We start from the raw sequence: 21,790 nt of genomic DNA on the forward strand, positions 1-21,790 counted from the left end.
GAACAAGGCGAAAACGATGGCGCCGGCTCTCGCCGGCGCCAGTGTGACTGCCCCACCAACTAATCCACCAGGACGGGTATCTGCGCCAGAATGCCGAAGTTCTCGCCCCCCGTCTGACCTTTGGGATCGTGATAGCTGCAGCTGGGCAGGAAGTAGATGCTCTTCTGCTGCCAGCCACTCTGCTGTGGCTGAGAGTTCCAGTGGGCCATGCTCCCATTGGCCTTGCGCAAGTTGAAGGTATTCACGAAGCTGTTCCAGCGATCCACGCCGCTGGTACTGCTATGGCTCCAGGTGCCTGGCGAGGTGCCGCCGCTGTTTTCCGGCGGCAGCTGCATTTGTTGGGGCGCCCTCTGGTCGATCTGGTTGGCTTGATCGTTCATCCATACGATGTTGACGGTCACGGCACCAATCAGCGGATTGCTCGGCGCAACACCCGAATCGCAGTCGATCACCGGCAGCGTCAGGGTCCAGACGCTCTGCTTGCCAGTCTTCTCCACCCAGCAGTCATAGAGATCGCCGAAGGCTGAGTTGACCTGACCGTTGTTGGTGGCGATGTTCTCACCGAAGCGCAGCTCATTGGGGTTGCCATCGCCGCATACCAACGACCTCAGCTCGCTGGCGCTGGATGCTCCGCTGTGATTGTGCTTGAAATTGGTCCAGCCACCGGTCTGGTCGCCCTCGGGGATGAAGCGGCCCACGCTACATGAGTAGTTGCCCGAAGGGTCCACCAGCGCCTGTCGGCACAAGGCGATGGGCTGGTCCACGTCCTCCGGGCGCAGGTTACCGGCGAAGCCGATGTAGGCCACCGAGCGCGCCGTCACGTCGTAGCCCTCGAAGCCGAAGATACGCCCAAAGAAGGCCGCCACCTGGCTCTGCTGGCGGGCCGTCACCACTTCCACGGCGTTGATGAAATTGGGGTCGCTATCGAGATCCTCGGCGGTACGACCGAACAGATCCACCGGATCGAGGGAGTCATTGGGGGTGAAAGTGCGCGTGGCGAAGCTCCAGTGGCCACGCAGCGCACTCAACACCTCGACTGCCTCCTTCTGGCTGTCGTTGGCCATGGCCGCATCGGTGGCTATCTGGTTGGCATCCGCATTGACCGAGCTGCCATCGGCGGTATACAGCATCCGAGCGCCGGCCAGGGAGCCGGCATCGGCAGCGTTGTGCAGCTCGTTTCTGGCCACGTAGAGATTGCTGCCATCCACCGCCAGGGCAGTGAAGGCCAGCAGCATGAACAGACCGACGGCCAACAGCACGATGGAAACCCCGCGCTGGCGCTGCGGCGAGCCGTAACGGCCGCGCCTTACGTTGCGAACGTTCATCTCATTCCGCCCTCATCACGGTGGTGGCATTGAGTTCGAGCACGTTGCCCAGGGTACCGATGAAACCGGGCAGCAGCAGGAACTGGTAGGGGTAGTCGACGCTGACCACGATCTCGTCGCCGGAATCGAAGCGGCCGTTGCCGTTGCGGTCGATGCGCTGGATGTCGATGGTCATGCTCGCCGGCCCGCCCAGCGAGATCAGGTACTGTTCGGCATAGTTGCGGATGGCCTGTTCGATGGCGGCGTTCTCGTTCCCGTTGTCGCGCGGTTCGGGCCGGAACAGGATGCCGGTTCTGGCTCCTTCGCGGCTGGCGTTGGTCAGCGTTGCCTTGTCGAACAGCGCGACGCTGAATTCGATGATGCCGAACAGCAGGATGAACAGCAGTGCCGCCGAAATCGCGAACTCCACCACCTCCGAGCCGCGCTGCCGGCGCGCCGAGCGTATTGCTTTCATGCCTGGCCCTCCCTGCTCGGGAAGCGCTCCGGTCATGACGATGCCGGAACGCTGCCCGGGCGATCAGTTGATGACCTCGCCTCCATTACGACGGATCAATTGATCCAGACTGCGGGCGTTCTCACTGGCGGTGACGTAGTAGGCCGGCGAAAGCCGCATGGCTTCCTCGAAGAAGCCCAGGGCATCCTGATAGCGCCCCTCGAGCATCGAGATGTAGCCGATGTCGTTGTAGGCCTTGGCCCGGTCGCCGCCTCTGGCCACCGCCTCGATGGCGGTGTCGTAGTCGCCCTCGCGGGCGTGCACCAGCCCCAGGTTGCGCCAGGCCAGGTCATAGTTGGGATTGGCGTTGAGCGCCTGGCGCAGTGCCTGACGCGCCCCCGGCAGGTCGCCGGCCAGGTAGCGTGAGTAGCCCTGGTTGTTGAGCACCAGCGGCGTTCTCGGGTTCGTCTCCAGGGCCCGCGCATAGTGGCCTTGTGCCGTGGCGTGGTCGGCGCGCATGTCGGCGATAACCCCCAGGGCGTTGTGGGTCTGCCAGGGTGCATCGCGCCGCGCCGCGATTGGCGCCAGTAACCGCTCGGCCTGGTCATAGTCGCGCTGCTGGATCAGGATGATGCCAAGCGCGGTGCCGGCACCGGGATGGCGCGGATCGATCTCCAGCACCCAGCGATAGGCCATGTCGGCCAGTTCATGGTTGCCGCGACCGTGGTGGATGATGCCGACCCGGTACAACGCTTCGGCCTGGGGGCGCCGCTCCATGCGCAACCCGCGCAGGTACTCGAACAGCGCGCGATCGGCGTCGCCGGCACGCAGGGCGGCCTCGCCGTTGCGGTAGGCCTCCTCGGGAGACCCCACCGGGAAGGCGGTACCATAGGCGACCGACGACCCACCGGCGCCCAGCGCACCGTAGACGTCGCTCTCCTGGGACATACCCCCTCCGGTGGCAGCGCAACCGGCCAGTGCCAGGGACAGCGTGGCAACGGCGCAGGCCGCACGGCATCGTGTAGTGATTTTCATGACAATCCCTCCCACTCGTTGATGACATTGGCCGACTCAGCGCCCCGCCAGGGCGGCCGCCGCACCCAGCAGCGGCGGCCCCAAAGCCACCACGAAGAAGCTGGGAAAGACACAGAAGATCAAGGGAAACAGCATTTTGGTACTGACCTTGGCGGCTTTCTCCTCCGCCTCCTGGGTGCGCTTGTCGCGCAGCTCCACGGCGAACAGGCGCAGGGTCATGGCGATGCTGGTACCGAAACGCATGCTCTGCAGCAGCGTGGTCACCAGGCCGCGGATGTCCTCCACCCCGGTGCGCTCCTCCAGGTCACGCAGTGCGGTCTTGTTGTCCATCCCGGCACGGGTCTGCATGCCGAACAGGTGCAGCTCGTCCGCCAGCTCCGGGTGACTCACCTCCAGGTCGCGGGCCACCCGCTGAATCGCCGCGCCCAGCCCCAGGCCGGCCTCGCTGCACACCACCAGCAGATCGAGGGCATCGGGCAGGCCGCGGCGCAGTTGCTGAGTGCGCAGCTTGATCGCCCGCTCCAGCCAGAAGCGCGGCAGCAGGTAGCCGAGGATGGCCGGGATGATCAGCAGCAGTACCGCCACCATCGGGGGCAGGCGCACGAATGGGATGATCAGCAGCAGCACCAGCAGTGGCGGCACCACGGTCAGCAGCAGGCGTATGCCGTAGAACAGGCTGACGGCCGATGGCGAGCGCTTGCCGGCATGGCGCAGCTCCGTAGCGATCCGGCTGCGCACCTCATCCTTTTCTGGAATCAGTTTCTCGCCCATGGGCCCGAGCCACTGGACCAGCCCGCTCTCATCCGCCTTGCCATGCCCACCGGCCACCTCAGCGCTGGCTTCCAGATGCTTGAGCCGCCGCCGCAGCGGATCCGACAGTCCCATCACCAGCAGCACCAGCGCCACCATCAGGCTGAAAACGGCCATGCCCAGCAGTGCGGCGAAGCCAAGCTGCATGGCCTGAGGGCCCTTCAGCAGGCCACTGACGCTTTCGAGCCAAGCGGTTGAAACGTTCATGCGGGCTTCCTCCTCATACGTCGATACGCACGATACGGCGCATCCACAGGATGCCGACCACGATCATGAAGAATGACGCCGCGATCATCTGCCGCCCCACGGGGTCCTGGGTGAGCATGGGCAAGAAGTTCGGCGACACCAGAGTGAGCACACCGGCCAGGGCGAACGGCAGCAGCGACAGGATCCAGGCCGCCATGCGCCCCTGGGCAGAAAGCGTGCGTACCTTGCGCTGGAAGCGGAAGCGGTCGCGCACCACCGCGGCCAGACCGTCGAGCAGTTCGGCAAGGTTGCCGCCGCTCTCCTTCTGGATCAGCACCGAGGTGGTGAAGACCATCACGGTCACGCTCGGCACCCGTTCCAGCATGCCCAGCATGGCGGTACGCACCTCGCCGCCGTAGTTGATCTCCATGAAGGTGGTACGGAACTCGCCGGCGATGGGATCGGCCATCTCCTCCGCTACCAGGTGCATGGCGTCGCTGAAGGGATGCCCCGCACGCAGGGCGCGAGCCATGATGATCAGGGCGTCGGGCAACTGCTCTTCGAAACGCGCCAGGCGCTGGCTGCGCAGGCGCTGCAGGTGCATGAACGGCAGCGTCGCCACGCCCACCCCCAACAGCACGCCGAGCAGGGGTTGCGGCAGCAGCAGGAAGCCGACCGTGCCGCACATGCCGCCCAGTCCCAGGCTCTGCAGCACCACCCGGTAGGCCGGAGTCTCGCGCCCCGCCTGCTCGACCAGCCGCTCGACCCGGGCCATGCCGGGCAGCGCCTCCAGCGCCCGCTCCAGCGGAGACAGCTGGCGCAGGTACTTGCGCCGCACCAGCGAGGCCTTGCCGTGATCGGCGCTGGCCGAAATGGCATGCAGGCGCTTCTTCAGCCGCTTCTGCGCCTTGCGGTTCTCGCCGAACGTCGGCACCAGGAAGCTCTGCATCAGCAGGAAGGCGGCAATGAAGATCATGCCGATGAAGATCGCCTCGTCGGAGAGGTTGACGTTCAGACCCATGACCGCTGGCCTCCCCCCACCTGGAACACCTCCAGCCCAGGATCCAGGCCGCGACGCTTGAGATGATCGTAGAAGCCCGGCACCACGCCGGTGGCCATGAAGCGCCCCACTACCCGGCCATGCTCGTCGATGCCTTCGCGCTCGAAGCGGAACAGCTCCGACATGGTGATGATCTCGCCCTCCTGGCCGTTGACCTCCTGCACGCTGACCAGGCGCCGCACGCCGTCCTCCTGGCGCTCCACCTGGACCACCAGATCGATGGCCGAGGAGATCTGCGAGCGCAGCGCACGAGGCGGCAGCTGGTAGCCGCTCATCGCCACCATGTTCTCGATCCGGGTCAGGGCGTCGCGGGGGGTATTGGCGTGAATGGTGGTCAACGAGCCGTCGTGACCGGTATTCATCGCTTGCAGCATGTCGAAGGCCTCACCGCCACGCACCTCGCCGACGATGATGCGGTCGGGTCGCATGCGCAGACTGTTGCGCACCAGATCACGCTGGGTCACCTCGCCACGCCCCTCGATGTTGGGCGGACGCGTTTCCAGCCGACCGACGTGGGGCTGCTGCAGCTGCAGCTCGGCGGAGTCCTCGATGGTGACGATACGCTCATCGGCCGGAATGAAACCCGACAGCACGTTGAGCAGCGTGGTCTTGCCGGCGCCGGTACCGCCCGAGACCAGCACGTTGAGCCGCGCCTTGACCACTTTTTCCAGCAGTTGGGCGATGACCGGCGAGAGGCTGCCATGGGCGATCAGATTCTCGGCGGTGAGACGGTCCACGGCGAAGCGCCGGATCGACAGCATCGGCCCGTCGATGGCCAGCGGCGGAATCACCGCGTTGACCCGCGAGCCGTCCTTGAGCCGTGCATCGACCATCGGCGAGGACTCGTCGACACGCCGCCCGACGCTGGACACGATACGGTCGATGATGGTCATCAGATGCTGGTCGCTGTCGAAGCGCAGCCGGGTCTGTTCCAGCTTGCCGCGGCGCTCCACGTAGATCGGGTTGGTGCCGTTGACCAGGATGTCTGAGACCGTCTTGTCGGCCAGCAGCGTCTCCAGCGGCCCCAGGCCCAGCACCTCGTCCTGCAGCTCGCTGACGATGCGCTGGCGTACGGCCGCGTTGAACGGCAGCGACTCCTTGCTCATCAAGGCCTCGCACACCTGCTGCACCTGGCTGCGAGCCTCGCGCTCCTCCAGACTGCTGAGCAGCGCCAGGTCCATCACCTTGACCAACTGACGGAACAGCCGCTGCTTGCACTCCTGCTCTGGGGGCGACAGGCTCACGCCCGCCAGCCCGCGGCCGCCCCAGCCACGCTCCTCATCTCCATTGGTCATGCGTTCGCGAAAGTTCATGGCCGCCTCCCGGACGTCAGCAAGGGTCAGTGTTGCGTGCGATTCCACAGCCGCAGGGACCAGCGCCGGGCAGGCGCCGGCGGCTCGCGCGGTGTCGTCAAGGCAAGCGCCAGCGCCTTGATGGCGCGTGTCAGCGGTGCCTTGCGGGCCAGATCGATCAACGGGCTGCCGACGTTGATGCTCTGGCTGGCATGACGGTAGTCGTTGGGCAGGGTATGGATCGGCAGCCGCGGCAGGGCATCGCCGATGGCACCCAACGACACCTCGTTGCGTTTGTCGTAGCGGTTGACCACCACAGTCAGGCGCGCAGGCGGCAATCCGAGCTCGTGAATCAGGATGTCGCGCAGGCGCTGGGCGTCGTGCAGGTGCGCCACGCTCTGCTGCATCACCATCAGCACGCGGTCGGCGCGCTCGAGCACGCAGGCGGTGGCACCGTTGATCCAGCGCGGCAGATCGACGACCACCTCTTCATGATCCTGGCCCAGTACGTGCAGCAGTTGCTCGACCCGGATCTCCGGCACCTCGGCGAGACTCACGCGGTCTTCCGGCGACGAGGCCAGCAGGCCCAGGCCGCTCTCGTGCTGCTGGACATAGGCCGACATGGCCAGGCTGTCGAGGCTGTCGGCGGCGTCCAGCGCCTGGACCAGCCCGTGGTCGGGGGTCAGGTTGAAATAAAGCGGCAGCGAGCCGAACTGCACGTCCATGTCGACCAGGGCGCACTCCTTGCCCTCCACCGCCAGCCGATGGGCCAGGTTGGCCGCCACCAGGCTGGCGCCGGAGCCGCCTTTGGCATTGATCACTGCGGTCAGGCTTGCCGCCGGCAGTGCCTGCTCTTCGCGGCGGTCGCGGACGATCTCACGCAGGAAGCGGCCGATCTCGCCGTCGTCGATGGGCGGAGAGAAGTAGTCCCGGGCACCGGCACGCATGGCCAACCGAATCAGCTCCACGTTGCCCTTGGGGCCGACCACCAGCAGCGGTGGGCGCTCGCCGACGGGACGCTCGCACAGCGCCAGCAGCTCCGCCTCCCAGCACTCTCCCACCATCAGCACCAGCGCGTCGGGCAGCGTCTCTACGTCCTCCAGCGGATCGACGTTTCCGTTGATCAGCTGCCGTAGGGTGACGTCGATGCCACCCTGGCTGCGCAGCAGCGCTTCCAGCGCCTCCATGTCTGCCCTGGAGCGCCCCACCAGCCGTATCTCGAGCCGTGTCAGCATGGCGAATACCCGTTGGTCGTCAGCCTTGGTTTGCCGGCGGTCGCCCGACCGGCACCGTTGTTTGCGTTTCCGCTCGCTGTGCGCCTTGCGCCCGGCAAACGCTCAAGGCAGCGAACTGGAGCTCATGGGCAGCGACTGCTGCCCCGCCCCGCCGCTGCGGTAGTTGCGCATCGACTCGGCCGCCTTGGCGCCCCCCAGGGCCGGTGCGTCATCACCGGGTTCGTAGGTCTGCAACCGCTTGGTGTGCTGCACCGTGTCGCCGAAGGGCGGCAGATCGGCGCCGGGCTGGGCCGCGCAGCCCGCCAGCCCCACGGCGGTGGCAAGGGCTGCCAGCCGGATGCCACGGGCGAGCGGGCGATGCGTGGCATGGCCGAGGCCGGCAAAAGGATTCAGTGGGAACATGGCGGACACCTCCGTCGTGGCGTTCGGTTCACAGGTCATGGCCGAAGCGGCCCTCGGTGCCGCCCGCACGGCGGCTCGACATCAGTTCCAGATCCAGGCTGCTGGGGCGGGGCCGCGAGCCGCCGTCTTCGTCACGGGCCTGGAAGCGACCGAGCAGATAGAACTCCAGGTCGCTGGGCGCCACGAACGAACCGGTGGGCAGCCGCACCTGCTCAGGCGCGAAGGAGCGCGCCAGCCGTGGGGTGACGAAGATCACCAGTTCGGTCTGCTCCTTGATGAACTCCTGGCTGCGGAACAGTGCGCCCAGTACCGGCAGGTCGCCGAGGCCGGGGAACTTGGAGACGTTCTCGCGCAGGCTCTCGTTGAGCATGCCGGCGATGGCGATGGTCTGGCCCGAGGCCAGCTCCAGGCTGGAACTGGCGCTACGCTTGACCAGTGCCGGTACGAAGAACTGCGCCGATACCTGATCGCCCACCCCGACCCGCAGGCTGTTGGCCGGCACCAGGTCGGAGACGGATACGTTGACCTGCAGGTTGATCGAGCCGGAATCCAGCACCACCGGCAGGAAGCTCAGGCCGACGCCGAACTCCTTGTGCTCGATGGCCACCTGGCCGTTGCCCTGGGGCACCGGAATGGGAAATTCGCCGCCGGCCAGGAACTGGGCCTGCTGCCCGGTGAGGGTGGTGAGATTGGGCTCGGCGAGGATCTTGGCCACGCCCTCGCGGCTGGCCGCGTCCAGCACCAGGTTGAGCAGGTAGTCGCTGCGCTGGTAGCTGGCGAAGATACCGGTGTCCTCGATGCTGGCCACTGCGGGGGAGAACTCCCGCACCATCGGCCCCAGCGGAGTTCGCGTGCCGTTCTGGAACACCGGCAGACGGAAATCCCCGCCCGGCCCCTGGAAGATGGCATCGGGGAAGGTGGCTCCACCGCTGACCGCCCCCAAGCTGAGCGCCGACGAGCCGACGTTGAAGACGTTGAAGTTGGCCTCCAGCCGCTTGATCAGCGAACGGGAGACCTCCGCCACCTTGACGTCCAGCATCACCTGGTTGGCCCCGCCCACCTGCATCAGGTTGAGCACTGCATCCTCCCCGCCACCGGCGAAACGCATGGCCAGCCGCAGCGCGGTATCCAGCCGCTCGGCGCTGGAGACCTCGCCGCTGAGCACGATGCTGTCCTGGGCCGAGCGCACCTGGATGTTCTCGTCCGGTAGCAGCGCGTGCAAATGGCCCTTCAGCGCTTCAAGATCGTGGGTCACGGTGACGTTGAGGGTGCCCTGGATGTTTTCCGACTGATCCCACAGCACCACGTTGGTGGTTCCGGTGGACTTGCCCAGCACGTAGAGCTGACGCGAGCCCATCACCACCAGGTCGGCGATCTCGGGATTGCCCACCGACACCACCCGCACCGCGCGGGGGAACTGCAGCACCTGGGCCTTGTTCAACTCCACCGCCACCGACACCGTGCGCCCCTCCACCGGCATGGCGACGCTACGCGTGCTCTCCTGGGCCTGTAGCGCTGTCGCCCAGCTCAGGGCCAGGGCGGCGCACGCCGCCAGCGCCCACCCCTTCCATGCCATTTCCCGCCATGCCGTTCTCGTGTGCGCCGCTCCCTTCCGCACCGCCGCTCCCCACCCCTCGCCTTGTATGCTCATGACGCTTCTCCCCTGCCTGTTCTGATAGGCTTCGGCCGACCCGGCGCCAGCCCGGATTGCTGCGCTCCCTGCGTTTCAGTTGCGCACGTTCACGGTGCTGGCCTCGGTGCCGCGAATCACCATTACCTGGCGCTGCGGCTGAGCCGCAGGGGCCGCACGCGGTGGCGGCGGCGCATAGCTTGCGCGCGGCGGCTCGACGTTGAGCAGTTCGCGCTGGGCCGCCAGCAGGTCGGGTTTCTCTTCCTGGTCCAACGGATTGCGCAGGGTCAGCTGCACCTTGCCTTCCTGGGTGGCCTTGACCAGGGTCTCCGCCTGGGTGGGGTCCACCTCGAGGGTCACCGCCCGCACGATCACCGGGCCGTCGCGCTCCTGGGAGGCGATCTGGTCCACCGCCAGCACCTTGAGGTTCTGCAGCACGGTTCTCGACTCCACGCTGTTGCGAGTGCCGTTGCCGTTGTTGCGGGAGGAGACCACGTCGACCCGATTGCCCGGCAGCAGGAACCCGGCCACCCCGACCACGTCGTCGACCCGCACGCTCATGGCCCGTTTGCCGGGGTCGAGCAGCGCCGCCAGGGCGCTTCCGCCCAGGTGCTCGGCCACACGCCCTTCATGCAAAATCTCGCCGGCGTAGATCACCTGGTTGCTGATCCGCCCCACTACGCGCTCGATGTCGTCGAAGCTGCCCGGCGGCACCGACTCCGGCGGCAACCGCATGACCCGCAGGTCGCTGGCCTGCACCGTGGTGCCGAAGGGAATCTGCAGCGCCGCCACCACTACCTGACCGGCCTCGGTCAGGGCATCGCGCTCCTGGTTCTGTTCCTGCATCCAACTCATGGCGATCAGCGCTGCACCGCCGGCCATCAGCAGCGAGACGCAGAACATCGTGACAATGCCTTTCTTCTTCATGACGCGGTCCTCCCGCTCGTGTGGGCGTCACCGCCTGTGCGGTCATCGCTCGTGAAGTCTCCGAAGTAGGTCTGCCAGGCCCAGGCGAGCACCTCGCGGTCGAGGGATTCGCCGCCCCAGTAGCGCAGGTGGTCCCCCGCCAGCCCCAGCAGGTCGCGGGGGTGGCAGGCCAGCAGCGGCACGCCGAGACGGGCATGCAGCTCATAGATGACGAAATCGACCAGGGTCGGGTCGAAGCCGATGCCGCTCTCCCGGCACTGGCGGGCCCAGATCTCCCGGTAGGCCTCGCGGCTCAGCGGGGCGAAGCGGATCTTGTAGCCGATGCGGCGCAGGAAGGCGGCATCGGCCAGCGACAGCGGGTCCAGGTTGGTGGAGAACACCAGCGCCACGTCGAAGGGCACGCTGAAGTGGTAGCCGTTGGCCAGCGCCAGGAAGTCGCGACGCTCCTCCAGCGGCACGATCCAGCGGTTGAACAGTTCCATGGGCGCCATGCGCTGGCGGCCCAGATCGTCGATCACCAGCATGCCGTTGTTGGCCAGCAGTTGGACTGGCGCCTGATGAATGTGGGTCGCGTGGTCGTACTGGACCTCCAGACGCTCCATGGTCAGCTCGCCCCCGGTCACCACGCAGGGCCGCCGGCAGCGCACGAAGCGCGGGTCGTGCCCTTCGGCCAGCAGCAGCGCCGCGCCGGTGTTCCCGGCTCCAGGCATCGCCAGCGGGCTGTGCACCGAGGGATCGAAGCAGCGCACCGCCTTGCCGCCGGCCAGAATGGCGTGGGGCACCAGCACCTCGCCGGGCAGCAGACGTACCAGGCGACGCGCCATGTAGCTCTTGCCGGTACCCGGCTCGCCGTGGATGAACATCGCCCTACCGGAGTGCAGCCCCGGGCCGAGCTGATCGAGCAGCATCGGGTCGATCACGGTATCGGCGAAGGCCTGGCGCACTTCGTCGCGGGAGACGCCCACGTCGCTCAGGGCCTGGGCCCGTACCAGGGTGGTGTAGCGTTCCAGCGGCACCGGTGCCGGCCCGGCATAGCCGTCGCGGATCAGCGCCTCTATTGCAGCGGCACGACCCAGTTCGGTAAGGCCGAAGCGCAGTGCGCCGCTCTCGCCTTGGCCGCGCACCTCGGCGCGCCCCTCCCGGCGCAACAGGTGGCATAGCGTCTCCACCACGCTGCCGGCCAGGGCTGCGCTGCGGCTGAGCTGGTGCAGATCGAGCACGCCCTGTTCGAGCAGCTGCTTGGAGAGCAGGTCCATCAGGTAGAGCGGCGTGAGCCCGGTCTCCTCGACGCTGGCAGGGCGCGGCGGCAGGGCATCGGCGGCATCTTCGCTGCCTGCAATGTCAATTTTCGTATCCATGCCGTCGCTCCTCTATTCGATTACCGCTTAAACCAGCGATCACTGCCAGACGACCCAGGCAGTGGTACCTAGGGCAATGGAAACGGCAAAGGGGAATTTCTTACCCATCACTTCACCCTCGACGGGCGGAATATAGAGCGGCCTTCCGGTGGCCACCAGGGTGCGCATCATGAGGGAGTAGCGCTCCCATGGAGAGATCGACTGACGGTTAATCAGTGCACTTAAAGCAAAGCCTAAGGCGATAACGCCACCAACGAAAATACTGATAAGCGCTGCTTGAAGCACACCAACAGGACCGAGAAAGGTACCTATCGCCGCCATCAGCTTGGCATCCCCGGCGCCGGTAAATCCCATCAGGTAACCCGGCAGTAGAATGGCCAATCCGACCAATAGGCCATAGATGGCGGCCAGGACACCGCCGGCTCCCGCTGCCCAACCCTGCAGCAGAAACCCCACGGCGGCCCCGGCCAGAATAAGGGTGTTGGGGATGCGGCGAGTGCGCAAATCGTAAGCTACCGCACAGCACACCAACATGAGGATCATGACATTTAACATATCACTTCCTAAATGAGTTAAATAAACATCAACTAATTGCCGAATTCCCTTTCGGCAAATTTTTATAATTTCGAAAAATTCTAACCCGTCAGCATGGTAGCAAGTGCAGTCAATCTTGCACTTGCCGCTCCACCGATAGTGACCATAATTACCGTACCCACAGTAACAAGTAGGGCAGCTAACATCGCCCACTCCACCACCTCGGTTCCCTCTTCTTCGCGCCAGAAGCGCACGACACCCTGCATCAGCTTGCTCATGGTCTTTCTCCCATTTCAGGTTTGTCATCCAAGCTTGCTGCTGTCGGAGTCCGGCGCCTTTGCCCCGGCTCACGTGACTCAGCATCGCCGTTACAAAGCGGTTACGCTTGGAGAATCTTGCAGAACCGGCGGGCAGGCACGAAACGGCACAGGAGGCAAAAGCTATGCAAGACCTGTACAATCCAAGCGTGGAAGTAGAGAGGATATTGCGATTTTGTTGTCATATTGGTTGGTGCCAATATGAGTAGCCTGTTAAGGAAGCTCTGCACTCATTGGCTACGCCAACGAATCGCTGCGTTGCGCTTCGTCTAGCTCGCCAGTTCGTTCAGTGCTTTCAGAAGCCAAAGGAGTTGGCTTCCGTCGCGACCCGAAAACCACGACAAGAGCCACCCATGACCACATCGCGCACTTCTTTTTCCGGAGCCTGCCGCTGGCTGGCCCCGCTCTGCCTGCTGCTGGCCGTCTCGCTACCCCTGGCAGCTCAGGACCGCACCGCCGTGATCGGTGCCCGCGCCGCACTGCAGCCCTGGTCCGACCCGCTGGAGGCGCTGGGTACGCTGCGCGCCGACGAGAGCGTGACGCTCTCGGCCACAGTGACCGAGCTGGTCGCCGAGCTGAACTTCCGTGATGGCGAAGCGGTGGAGGCCGGCCGGATGCTGATCCGCCTGGAGGATGGTGAAGAGCAGGCCCAACTGCGCGCCGCGCAGGCCCTGCGCGACGAGCGTCGCAGCGCGGTGGACCGCCTGACCCAGCTGCAGAACCGCAACATGGCGCCACGGGCCGACGTGGAAGACAGCCAGGCACGGCTGCGCCAGGTGGAGGCCGAGATTCAGGGGCTGGAAGCGCGACTGACCAACTACCGCCTGCGCGCGCCCTTCGACGGCGTGGTCGGCTTTCGCAACATCAGCGTCGGCAGCCTGGTCACCCCCGGTACCGAGCTGGTGACCCTGGACAAGCTCGACGTGATGAAGCTCGACTTCAGTGTGCCGGAGCTCTATCTGGCGATCCTAGAGCCCGGCCTGCCGCTCTCCGCCCGCAGCGTGGCCTTCCCCGACGAACTGTTCGAGGGCGAAGTGAGCAGCATCGGCTCGCGGGTCGACCCCGTGAGCCGCAGCGTGACGATACGTGCCGAGATCGACAACCCCGAGCTGCGCCTGCGCCCGGGCATGCTGATGGAAGTGATCCTGCAGCGCAGCCCGCGCCAGGCCGTGGTGGTACCCGAGTCGGCACTTATTCCCAGCGGCGACCGGCAGTATGTGCTGGTGATCGACGAGGCCGACGAGAACCGCGTGGAGCGGCGCGAGGTGCGCGTCGGCGAGCGCCGTATCGGCCAGGCCGAGATTCTCGAAGGGTTGGAGCCTGATGACTTGATCGTCTCTCATGGCGTGCAGCGCGCCCGGGAGGGCGATCGTGTGCAACTGCTCGGCATCGCCGACGACGAGATGTCCATTCGCGAGATTCTCGAGGCGCATCGCGACGAGGGAGACGCCTGATGCGCCTCTCCGACATCTCCGTACAGCGGCCGGTCCTGGCCACGGTGCTGGCCCTGCTGATCGTCGCCTTCGGCCTGCTCTCGCTGGAGCGGCTGTCGCTGCAGGAGTACCCGGCCATCGACCCACCGGTGGTGAGTATCGACACGCGCTACCCCGGGGCGGCAGCCAACGTGGTCGAGTCGCGCATCACCCAGGTGCTCGAGGATCGGATTGCCGGGATCGAAGGCATCGAGGTGGTGACCTCTTCCAGCGAGGACGGCCGCTCGCGCATCAACATCGAATTCAATCTGGGCATGGACATCGACGCCGCGGCCAACGACGTGCGTGACCGCATTGCCGGCGCCCAGCGCAACCTGCCCGACGACGCCGACCCGCCCGAGGTGCAGAAGGCCGATTCCAGCGAAGAGATCGTGGTGTGGCTGAGCCTCTCCGGCGAGGGCTACTCCATGCCGGAGCTGACCGACTACGCCAACCGCTACCTGGTCGATCGCCTCTCGGTGCAGCCCGGCGTGGCCCGGGTGCGGCTGGGCGGCGGCCGCGACTACGCCATGCGCGTATGGCTCGACCGCAACGCTCTGGCGGCACGCAACCTGACGGTGAGCGACGTGGAGAACGCCCTGCGCGCCGAGAACGTGGAGCTGCCGGCCGGCTCCATCGAGTCCCGCGAGCGGCAGTTCATCGTGCGGCTGCCGCGCAGCTTCGCCGAGGCGGCAGACTTTCGCCGCCTGGCCATCGGCCAGGGCAGCGACGGCTACCTGATACGCCTGGGCGACGTGGCCCGGGTCGAGGTGGGCTCGGTGGACGACCGCTCGGTGTTCCGCGCCAACGGCGTGCCGATGGTGGGGCTCGGCATCATGATGCAGTCCACCGCCAACGTGCTGGAGCTCTCCCAGGGGGTCCAGGCGGAGATGGAGCGGCTACAGGCCACCCTGCCCGAAGGCATGCAGATGAGCCTCAACTTCGATGCCTCGGTGTTCGTCGCCGGGGCCATCGAGCAGGTGGTGATCACGCTGTTCATCGCCATGGGGCTGGTGGTGGTGGTCATCTTCATGTTCCTCGGCAACGTGCGTACCACCCTGGTGCCGGCGGTGACGGTGCCCATCGCCATCATCGGCTCGTTCATCGCGCTAGCCGCCATGGGGTTCTCGATCAACCTGCTCACCCTGCTGGCCCTGGTGCTGGCCATCGGCCTGATCGTCGACGACGCCATCGTGGTGCTCGAGAACATCAACCGGCGCATGCACGACTACGGCGAAACGCCGCTGGTGGCAGCCTTCCGCGGCACCCGGCAGATCGCCTTTGCCGTTATCGCCACCACCCTGGTGCTGGTCGCGGTGTTCGTACCGCTGAGTTTCCTGCAAGGCAACGTGGGCCGCCTGTTCTCCGAGTTCGCCCTGACCATGGCCGCGGCGGTGGCAATCTCCAGCCTGCTGGCGCTGACGCTCACGCCGATGATGGCCTCGAAGATCCTCAAACCCAACATGGGCGACAGCCTGGCGGCCCGTGGCGTGCAGTGGCTGCTGGAATTGTCGCAGCGCATCTATCGGGCACTGCTCGAAATCGTCCTCAAGGCACGCCTGGCGGTGCTGGCCGTGTTCGTCGCGCTGATCGCGGCCACCGTGTGGATGGCCGAGCAGCTGCCCAACGAGTACACCCCGCGGGAGGATCGCGGCAACTTCATCATTCTGGTCAACGGTCCCGAAGGCGCCACCTTCGATTACATGATGGACTACATGGACGAGATCGAGCTGCGCCTGCAGCCGCTGCTGGACTCGGGCGAGCTCGAGCGCGTGGTGATCCGCGCGCCGCGGGGCTTCGGCAACATCGAGAACTACAACGGCGGCTTCGCCATCATCAACATGGCCGACTGGGGAGAGCGCCGCAGCGCCTGGGAGATCATGGACGAGGTGCGCGCCCTGCTGGCCGATCTTCCCGGCATACAGGCCAGCCCGGTGATGCGGCAGGGTTTCGGCCAGCGCGTGCAGAAGCCGGTGCAGTTCGTGCTGGGCGGCGGCACCTACGAGCAGTTGGCCGAGTGGCGCGACCTGATGTTCGAGCACATTCGCGAGCACAACCCGCGCCTGGCGGGCCTGGAGAGCGACTATCGCGAAACCCAGCCGCAGCTACGCGTGGACATCGACTACGAGCGGGCGGCTTCGCTCGGGGTCACGGTGACCGAGATCGGCCGTACCCTGGAGGTGCTGCTGGGCGGACGCAACGTGACGCGCTACGTGGACGACGGCGAGGAGTACGACGTCATCCTCGAGGGCGACCGGGCGCGGCAGAACAGCCCCCGGGCGCTGGACAACATCCAGGTGCGCTCGGCGCGCTCGGGCGAGCTGATTCCGCTGGCCAGCCTGGTGACTCTGACCGACTACGCGGGCGCCAGCACCCTCAACCGCTTCAACCGCATACGCTCCATCACCATCGAAGCCAATCTGGTGGATGGCTACCCGCTGGGCGAAGCGCTGGAGTACCTGGAGCAGACGGCCAACGAGATTCTCCCGCCCGAAGCCCAGACCAACGTGGCCGGCCCCTCGCGCGACTATCGCGAGGCCAGCGGCGCCACCACCTTCCTGCTGGTGCTGGGAGCGCTGGTGGTATTCCTGGTGCTGGCGGCCCAGTTCGAGAGCTTCGTGCACCCCTTCGTGATCATGCTCACCGTGCCACTGGCCATGAGCGGCGCCCTGCTCGGCCTGTTGCTGACCGGACAGTCGCTCAACATCTACAGTCAGGTGGGACTGGTCATGCTGATCGGCCTGGCGGCCAAGAACGGCATTCTCATCGTCGAGTTCGCCAATCAGCTGCGCGATCAGGGCCTGGCCTTCCGCGACGCCCTGCTCGATGCCGCCGTGACACGTCTGCGCCCGATCCTGATGACGGCGGTGACCACCATGGCCGGCGCCATCCCGCTGATTGTCTCCACCGGCGCCGGCGCCGAATCGCGCATGGTGATCGGTACGGTGATCATGGCCGGGGTGGCCGCCGCCACCTTCTTCACGCTGTTCGTGGTACCGGTGGCCTACGACCTGCTGGCACGCCATACCGGCTCCCCCGGCGACGTGAAGCGACGCCTGGAAACCGAGATGGACGAGGTCCCCGTCAACCGGCGCTGACACCCCTTCCCTGAGCCGGAACCTGCTGAGCCGAAACTGAAAACGATGAGGGCCACCCTATGGGTGGCCCTCACGCGTCGTCAGCGAGACGTGCGCTCAGCACTCGCCGAGACGTTCGCCCTCGATGGCGGTTTCGAGACGCATCTGCCCCATGGGCGATTCGGTGTCGATGTTTACGCTACCCTCGACCCGCTCTCCCAGGAAGTCCATGCGGCCGTCGATGTTGGCCTCGCCGCCCTCGGCGCGACAGATCATGCGGTAATCGACGCCATCGACGGAGACGTTGTGCTCGAGCAGCTCGCAGCCCTCCTCGACTTCGAGGAACTGGAAGTCGGCATCGTCGAGATCGCCCTGAACGATGCACTCCTGATGACTCTCCGTCTGATCGGGAATCGGCACGTCGCCCTTGACGGAAGTGGTGCTGGTGAACTGCCACTGGCCCGGCACGATGTTGGGCGTATCGGCCAGCGCCGTCAGCGGGAACATCAGCACGGCAGCGGCAACCCAGGGTCGTAAGGACATGAAACTCTCCGTTGTGGTGGTAGGTATGGCAGAGGAAACGATGCCTCCGGCAACACGTAGGCACCAGCTTAACCCAGCAACAACAGGAAAAGGAGGAAACACAGCGTAACGCTTTCCCCCCTCAGGTGGGGATGAAGCTCTCGGCCACTTTCAGCTTGAGGTTCTCCCTGGCCTGCGGGCGGCCGAAATAGTAGCCCTGAAACACCTGGCAGCCCTGTTCGAGCAACCAGCGATGCTGAGCTTCGCTTTCGACCCCCTCCGCCGTGACTTCCAGGCCGAGGCTCTCCGCCAGCGTGATGGTGGTATTGACGATGGCGGCGTCCACCGGGTCTTCGAGCACGCCGTTGACGAACGACTTGTCGATCTTCAAGCCATGCAGGGGCAGGCGCTTCAGATAGTTGAGCGATGAGAAGCCGGTGCCGAAATCGTCCAGGGCGAAACGAATGCCGAGCTTGCTGAGGCGCAGCATGATCTCACGCACCCACTGCGGATCCTCCATCAGCAGACTCTCGGTAACCTCCAGCACCAGGCGGGCCGGATCGGCACCGGTCATCTCCAGTGCGTGCTGCACGCGAGTCACGAAGTCGGTCTGGTGGAATTGAACCGAGCTGACGTTGACCGCAATGTAGAGGCCCTCCTTGTCGCGCTCCTTGCCCCACTCGGCCAACTGCCGGCAAGCCGTTTCGAGCACCCAGTAGCCGATCGGCAGAATCAGCCGGTTCTTTTCCGCCAGGGGGATGAAGAGCATCGGTGGGACCAGGCCGCGCTTGGGATGGTTCCAGCGAATCAGGGCCTCGACACCGACCACGCTGGCGTGGCTGTCGACCTGAACCTGATAGTGCAGACACAGCTCATCGCGTGCCAGTGCCTGGTGCAGGTCGGCCTCGAGCGATACCCGCTCCATCACGTCGGCCTGCATCTCGGCATTGAAGAAGCGCAGCGTATTCCCGCCTGCCGCCTTGGCCTGCTGCAGGGCGATGTCCGCCTGTCGCATGGCCGCCTCGACGTTGGCGTCACCGTCGGCGAACAGCGTGATGCCGATGCTGGCGGTGATGGGCAGCACCGGCAGTTGGCCGTCCTCGCCCCGGGCGTTCACGATTTGGCCCAGCAGCTTCTCGCCCACACGCTCGGCGGCATGAGCGGCCTGCTCCACGTCGAGCCCCAGGTCGTGAATGAGCAGGACGAACTCATCCGCCCCCAGGCGCGCCAGGGTATCGCTCTCCCGCACCACTTCCTCGAGGCATCGGGCCACCCGACTCAGCAGCCGGTCTCCGCTGTACAGTCCCTGGGTCTCGTTGACGACCTTGAAATCGTCCAGATCGATGAACAGCAACGCCGCATAGCGCTCGCTGCGACGCGTGCCCTTGACGACCATGCCGAGGCGGTCCAGCAACAGACGGCGATTGGGGAGGCCGGTCAGGGGATCGTAATAGGTCAGGCGGTACTTGCTCTCCTGGATGTCACGATACTCGGTGACGTCGGTGGAGATACCGCAGAGCGCACGAATCGAGCCGTCGGCGGCATGCAGCGGCAGCTTGATCGACAGATAAGTACGGATGGTGTCGCCCGTGGCCAGCACGTGGCCCTCTTCGGCCACCACCTTCTCCCCTTGCTGCAACACCCGCTGGTCGTTGAAGCGCAGATCCGCCGCCATGTTCGCGTCGAAGAGGTCGAAGTCGGTCTTGCCGAGGATCGAGTCGACCGGCAACCCGATGCTCTGGACGGTCTTCCGATTGACGTACTGATAGCGCAGGTCCGCCGATTTGACGTAGATACAGGCATCGACACTGTCCAGGATGGTCGCCAGCTCTTCCCTGCCGGCCCGCAGCCGCTCTGTCTCTTTCGTCAGCTTGCGGCGATAGGCCAGCCCGGCGACGACCAGGACAGGCACCAGTACCACCGTCAGCACGAGCCCGCCCCACCCGGGAGATAGAGGCACGCTTTTCCCTGCCGCCGCGAAGGCGGCCATCGGCAGGCCAGCCACTGCCCCTGCAGAAGCCGTACGGCATATGCTGACCAGCCAGCCAGAGTTGGACATCCCGTCACCTGGTAGAAGGATACGTTATGTTATAGCAGAAAAATCTAAAATGAACCTACGATGGTCGACTTTCCATCTTCTACCCTGTCACGGTAAAGCAAAAGCAAAAAATCGATGGCCATCAGGCGACTTTTCGAGCTTTAAGGCCTGAGGCTTCGCCAGAAACGACCCTCCAAAAGCAAAGAGCCCGACCTCTCGGCCGGGCTGATCTTCGCCTCCTTGCTTCACTCCTCGATCCTCCTGATCGAGCATCCATGGAACTTGCATCGTCCTGATGCGGCCTTCCCTGTCTCGGGCTTCCTACCCTTGTAACCAGCATGGCAGCTTTCGAGCAAAATGCTGTTAACCTGGGATATGCTTTCTTGTAAGAAATAACCTACAAAGCCTGTAAGAATTTACCTTCAGCAAGCCATGTGCCGATTAACTCGCCTCTCGCAACCCTTTGGCTACTCAGAATTTAAGTCATCCTAGCGCTGCTATACAGCCAGCATCGGCCATAATACCCAACGCCAAGCGCTACAAAATAAAACAAGAAAGCCCGGCCTTTCGACCGGGCTGAATCTTCGCTTCCCTTCTTCCACCTCGAGCGTCCTGCTCAAGCATCCCTGGAAGTGAGTCGTCCTGACTCGGTCATCCCTGATGAGCCTCCCTGGCTCATGAGTACAGTCTGGCAGCCAAGAAGCCCTATGTATTTAACCTGAGATAAGCGAGTTTGTAGGAGATGACTGACACGGGCTGTAATAGATACACCACAAACACTACGTGGCTACTGTGCTCTGGTCACGCATACGAAAAACCCGGCTCGCTGAGCCGGGTTTTCGAAATCTGTGGCGGAGAGGGAGGGATTCGAACCCTCGAAGCCTTTCGACTTACACACTTTCCAGGCGTGCTCCTTCGACCACTCGGACACCTCTCCACATTGTGGTTCTTCCACGGGGGCAGCGCCCTTGTGCGTCAGAACGGCGCAAAGTCTAACGGCTTAAGTGCGCGTTTGCAAGCCGGTTTTTCGGTTCGAGCACATTCAGCCGGCGGCCAGCACGGCGTAGTCGCCGTGGGCTTCCAGGCACAGGGTTTCGCCGCACCAGAGCTGTTGGACAAGACTGATGCGGCCGCGCCCACGGCTCGTCAGTCGCTCGGCCAGGCTCGCCGGGCCCTGTTCGCTCTGGGCAGCACAGACGATGCGGTAATCGCCGGTAACGGGGGCCAGGAAGCGCTGGCTGGCTTCGGCCACGACGACGTCGCGGGCGTAGCCGCGCTGGCGCAGCCAAAGGGTGGTCCAACACCAGCCCAGCAGGGTGGTCTGGGCGGTGAGCGCCCCGCCGAAGCCGGTGCCCTTGTCGTTGAGGTTGGGCTCGAGCGCGAGCTCCCACACCAGGCTCTCCCCTTCCCAGCGCATCTCGCGAATGCCCAGGTGCGCGACCATGGGAATGGCCTCGGCCAGCCAGGCGAGAAACGCCTGCGGCACGTCGCTCTGGCCGGGCTCGGGCAGCGACAGCCGTGGGTGGGGTATACCGATTTCCCGCATGGGTCAGGTCCAGCGTTCGACGAAGTCGCCGACGTTATGCTCGGCAATGGGCTTGTGGCGTCCGCCGAGCTGGCCCAGATAAAGGAAGGCGATCAGCTCGTCGTCTTCCTCCAGCCCGAGCCCCTTGCGCACGGTGGGGTCGAAGGCGTACTTGCCGCTGCGCCACATGGCGCCAAGGCCAAGGGCATGGGTCGCCAACAGGATGCCGTGGGCGGCACAGCCGGCGGAGATCACCTGCTCGATCTTGGGCACCTTGGGCATATCGGGGGTGACCTTGGCGATCACCGCGATGACCATGGGGGCGCGCAGCGGCTTCTTGCGCGCCGCATCCAGGGCGGCATCTTCGATGTCCGGGTCCTCACGGTACTCGGCCTCGGCGAACAGCTCGCCCAGCCGCTCTAGTCCCTCACCGGTGAACTCGATGAAACGCCAGGGGCGCAGTTCCTTGTGGTCCGGCGCGCGCAGCGCGGCGCGATAGATCGCTTCCATCTGCTCGGGGCCGGGGGCCGGCCCCATCAGCTTGCCCATGGAGCTGCGTTCGTGCAGCAGGGTCATCGCATCCATGTTGCTCTCCTCTCGAGTCTTTCTCGG

General features: G+C 65.2%; 19 protein-coding genes and 1 tRNA gene. 2 read left to right on the forward strand and 18 right to left on the reverse strand.

Annotated features, from left to right (window positions below; translation table 11 throughout):
* Positions 1 to 59: 59 nt before the first annotated feature.
* The 13 genes from HOP59_RS12840 to HOP59_RS12900 all read right to left on the reverse strand — a co-directional run bounded on the left by HOP59_RS12840 (position 60) and on the right by HOP59_RS12900 (position 12,505).
* Complete coding sequence (locus HOP59_RS12840) at positions 60 to 1,325, reverse strand: pilus assembly protein TadG-related protein (RefSeq protein WP_010627864.1); 1,266 nt, start codon at positions 1,323 to 1,325, stop codon at positions 60 to 62.
* 1 nt (position 1,326) lies between these two features.
* On the reverse strand, positions 1,327 to 1,779 hold the full coding sequence (locus tag HOP59_RS12845) for a TadE/TadG family type IV pilus assembly protein (RefSeq protein ID WP_010627863.1): 453 nt from the start codon (positions 1,777 to 1,779) through the stop codon (positions 1,327 to 1,329).
* A gap of 63 nt (positions 1,780 to 1,842) precedes the next feature.
* On the reverse strand, positions 1,843 to 2,793 hold the full coding sequence (locus tag HOP59_RS12850; RefSeq protein WP_051004628.1) for a tetratricopeptide repeat protein: 951 nt from the start codon (positions 2,791 to 2,793) through the stop codon (positions 1,843 to 1,845).
* Positions 2,794 to 2,829: 36 nt separating this feature from the next.
* Positions 2,830 to 3,810: a type II secretion system F family protein gene (locus tag HOP59_RS12855; RefSeq protein WP_234254196.1), complete on the reverse strand. Its 981-nt coding sequence runs from the start codon at positions 3,808 to 3,810 to the stop codon at positions 2,830 to 2,832.
* Between the two features lie 13 nt (positions 3,811 to 3,823).
* Positions 3,824 to 4,810, reverse strand: coding sequence for a type II secretion system F family protein (locus HOP59_RS12860; protein ID WP_010627860.1), 987 nt, complete (start codon positions 4,808 to 4,810; stop codon positions 3,824 to 3,826).
* Positions 4,801 to 6,162: a TadA family conjugal transfer-associated ATPase gene (locus HOP59_RS12865; protein WP_010627859.1), complete on the reverse strand. Its 1,362-nt coding sequence runs from the start codon at positions 6,160 to 6,162 to the stop codon at positions 4,801 to 4,803. The genes HOP59_RS12860 and HOP59_RS12865 overlap by 10 nt, the downstream gene beginning before the upstream one ends.
* Positions 6,163 to 6,188: 26 nt before the next feature.
* Positions 6,189 to 7,376 carry a CpaE/TadZ family protein gene (locus HOP59_RS12870; RefSeq protein WP_234254197.1) on the reverse strand — a complete coding sequence of 396 codons (1,188 nt, stop codon included), beginning with the start codon at positions 7,374 to 7,376 and terminating at the stop codon, positions 6,189 to 6,191.
* Positions 7,377 to 7,478: 102 nt separating this feature from the next.
* Positions 7,479 to 7,778, reverse strand: a complete 300-nt coding sequence (locus HOP59_RS12875) for a hypothetical protein (RefSeq protein ID WP_010627857.1) — start codon at positions 7,776 to 7,778, stop codon at positions 7,479 to 7,481.
* 28 nt (positions 7,779 to 7,806) lie between these two features.
* Positions 7,807 to 9,429 (reverse strand): type II and III secretion system protein family protein, encoded by a 1,623-nt coding sequence (locus tag HOP59_RS12880; RefSeq protein ID WP_234254198.1) that lies wholly within the window; start codon positions 9,427 to 9,429, stop codon positions 7,807 to 7,809.
* Positions 9,430 to 9,504: 75 nt separating this feature from the next.
* Complete coding sequence (gene cpaB / locus HOP59_RS12885) at positions 9,505 to 10,335, reverse strand: Flp pilus assembly protein CpaB (protein WP_234254199.1); 831 nt, start codon at positions 10,333 to 10,335, stop codon at positions 9,505 to 9,507.
* Positions 10,332 to 11,693: an ATP-binding protein gene (locus HOP59_RS12890; RefSeq protein ID WP_234254200.1), complete on the reverse strand. Its 1,362-nt coding sequence runs from the start codon at positions 11,691 to 11,693 to the stop codon at positions 10,332 to 10,334. Before HOP59_RS12890 ends, cpaB begins: the two co-directional genes overlap by 4 nt.
* 39 nt (positions 11,694 to 11,732) lie before the next feature.
* Positions 11,733 to 12,248 (reverse strand): A24 family peptidase, encoded by a 516-nt coding sequence (locus HOP59_RS12895; protein ID WP_234254201.1) that lies wholly within the window; start codon positions 12,246 to 12,248, stop codon positions 11,733 to 11,735.
* Positions 12,249 to 12,328: 80 nt separating this feature from the next.
* Positions 12,329 to 12,505, reverse strand: a complete 177-nt coding sequence (locus HOP59_RS12900) for a Flp family type IVb pilin (protein WP_191224977.1) — start codon at positions 12,503 to 12,505, stop codon at positions 12,329 to 12,331.
* 392 nt (positions 12,506 to 12,897) lie between these two features.
* Here HOP59_RS12900 and HOP59_RS12905 point away from each other — a divergent pair, with 392 nt between their 5' ends.
* Together HOP59_RS12905 and HOP59_RS12910 are read left to right on the forward strand one after the other, a co-directional pair.
* On the forward strand, positions 12,898 to 13,998 hold the full coding sequence (locus tag HOP59_RS12905) for an efflux RND transporter periplasmic adaptor subunit (RefSeq protein WP_234254202.1): 1,101 nt from the start codon (positions 12,898 to 12,900) through the stop codon (positions 13,996 to 13,998).
* Positions 13,998 to 17,114, forward strand: coding sequence for an efflux RND transporter permease subunit (locus HOP59_RS12910; RefSeq protein WP_234254203.1), 3,117 nt, complete (start codon positions 13,998 to 14,000; stop codon positions 17,112 to 17,114). The genes HOP59_RS12905 and HOP59_RS12910 overlap by 1 nt, the downstream gene beginning before the upstream one ends.
* A 96-nt stretch (positions 17,115 to 17,210) precedes the next feature.
* Here HOP59_RS12910 and HOP59_RS12915 read toward each other — a convergent pair whose 3' ends face one another.
* The 5 genes from HOP59_RS12915 to HOP59_RS12935 form a co-directional block, all read right to left on the reverse strand.
* The gene (locus HOP59_RS12915) at positions 17,211 to 17,636 is read right to left on the reverse strand and encodes a DUF3617 domain-containing protein (protein WP_010627849.1); all 426 of its coding nucleotides are present in this window, start codon (positions 17,634 to 17,636) and stop codon (positions 17,211 to 17,213) included.
* Positions 17,637 to 17,757: 121 nt separating this feature from the next.
* Positions 17,758 to 19,575 (reverse strand): putative bifunctional diguanylate cyclase/phosphodiesterase, encoded by a 1,818-nt coding sequence (locus tag HOP59_RS12920; RefSeq protein WP_234254204.1) that lies wholly within the window; start codon positions 19,573 to 19,575, stop codon positions 17,758 to 17,760.
* A 927-nt stretch (positions 19,576 to 20,502) separates the two neighbouring features.
* Positions 20,503 to 20,590, reverse strand: a tRNA-Ser gene (locus tag HOP59_RS12925).
* Between the two features lie 105 nt (positions 20,591 to 20,695).
* Positions 20,696 to 21,199: a YiiD C-terminal domain-containing protein gene (locus HOP59_RS12930; RefSeq protein WP_234254205.1), complete on the reverse strand. Its 504-nt coding sequence runs from the start codon at positions 21,197 to 21,199 to the stop codon at positions 20,696 to 20,698.
* A 3-nt stretch (positions 21,200 to 21,202) separates the two neighbouring features.
* Positions 21,203 to 21,763 carry a nitroreductase family protein gene (locus HOP59_RS12935; RefSeq protein WP_010627844.1) on the reverse strand — a complete coding sequence of 187 codons (561 nt, stop codon included), beginning with the start codon at positions 21,761 to 21,763 and terminating at the stop codon, positions 21,203 to 21,205.
* Between the last annotated feature and the right edge of the window lie 27 nt (positions 21,764 to 21,790).

Origin of the sequence: Billgrantia aerodenitrificans, assembly GCF_021404405.1 — a bacterium.
Classification (GTDB): domain Bacteria; phylum Pseudomonadota; class Gammaproteobacteria; order Pseudomonadales; family Halomonadaceae; genus Halomonas; species Halomonas aerodenitrificans.